Origin of the sequence: Acinetobacter sp. 5862 (genome assembly GCF_024494585.1) — a bacterium.
In the GTDB taxonomy this organism is placed as follows: Bacteria; Pseudomonadota; Gammaproteobacteria; order Pseudomonadales; family Moraxellaceae; genus Acinetobacter.
In genome coordinates, this window is sequence record NZ_JANHGP010000082.1 from 1 (window position 1) to 1,430 (window position 1,430).

General features: G+C 45.1%; 2 tRNA genes and 1 rRNA gene. All 3 read right to left on the reverse strand.

What is annotated here, in order from left to right:
• Positions 1 to 734: ribosomal RNA gene (locus NO346_RS14570) — 23S ribosomal RNA — on the reverse strand; the annotation flags it as partial.
• 384 nt (positions 735 to 1,118) lie between these two features.
• Positions 1,119 to 1,194, reverse strand: a tRNA-Ala gene (locus NO346_RS14575).
• A 70-nt stretch (positions 1,195 to 1,264) separates the two neighbouring features.
• A tRNA-Ile gene (locus NO346_RS14580) sits at positions 1,265 to 1,341 on the reverse strand.
• Positions 1,342 to 1,430: the final 89 nt, after the last annotated feature.

Here is a 1,430-nt window from a genome sequence, read left to right on the forward strand (position 1 = left end):
ACAGTGGGTTCGGTCCTCCAGTTAGTGTTACCCAACCTTCAACCTGCTCATGGATAGATCGCCTGGTTTCGGGTCTATACCCAGCAACTAAACGCCCTATTAAGACTCGATTTCTCTACGGCTCCCCTATACGGTTAACCTCGCTACTGAATATAAGTCGCTGACCCATTATACAAAAGGTACGCAGTCACCGAACAAGTCGGCTCCCACTGCTTGTATGCATGCGGTTTCAGGATCTATTTCACTCCCCTCACAGGGGTTCTTTTCGCCTTTCCCTCACGGTACTGGTTCACTATCGGTCAGTCAGGAGTATTTAGCCTTGGAGGATGGTCCCCCCATATTCAGACAAGGTTTCACGTGCCTCGCCCTACTCGTCATCATTGTGTGTGCCCTTTCGTGTACGGGAATATCACCCTCTACGTTCGCACTTCCCAGAGCGTTCCACTAGAACACACACAACTTAATGGGCTGATCCCCGTTCGCTCGCCGCTACTAAGGGAATCTCAATTGATTTCTTTTCCTAAGGGTACTGAGATGTTTCACTTCCCCTCGTTCGCTTCATAAGCCTATGTATTCAGCTTATGATACCCGCCTTATAGCGGGTGGGTTCCCCCATTCAGAAATCTCCGGATCAAAGGATATTTGCCGCCTCCCCGGAGCTTTTCGCAGGCTATCACGTCTTTCATCGCCTCTGACTGCCAAGGCATCCACCACATGCACTTAATTACTTGACTATACAACCCCAAACAGTCGCTAACCCTTACAAGTAAGGTTAGGACAGATTGCCATGTTCGTTTTTCAACTTACATCGCTCTCATCCAGTTTGTTGTTTCGTGAACTTAATCACCATACAGCTTCAATCTAAATTCATATACCAAAACGCTTGATTCAGTGTTTTTGCTAGTTCTCATTTCATTCAAATTAAACAATGAATTGTTTAAATCAAAGAATGAGTGAACAATTTATTTCAGACTCAAATTCTAATCTGTTAATGATTAACTACCGCCTCGTCAGCGAGTAGTAAACTGTGATAAATCACAGAGATTAATAAACCAGTCAACTTGGACTGTATTCACTAAACTCTATAATCTATTTTAGCCCGCACTTCGTAAAGTACGTGGTGGAGACTAGGAGAGTCGAACTCCTGACCTCCTGCGTGCAAAGCAGGCGCTCTACCAACTAAGCTAAGTCCCCAGCTTATCACTTAATGAACGATATATCTTTTAATCTAGCAGCTTGTGATTATTCATCACTTCGTCAGTAGTGGTGGGTCTGACAAGACTTGAACTTGTGACCCCACGCTTATCAAGCGTGTGCTCTAACCAACTGAGCTACAGACCCTCAGATACATCTTCGAAGAACAACTTGTTGTGGATTCTTACCGATCATCAATCTTTCGTTAAGGAGGTGATCCAGCCGCAGGTTCCCCT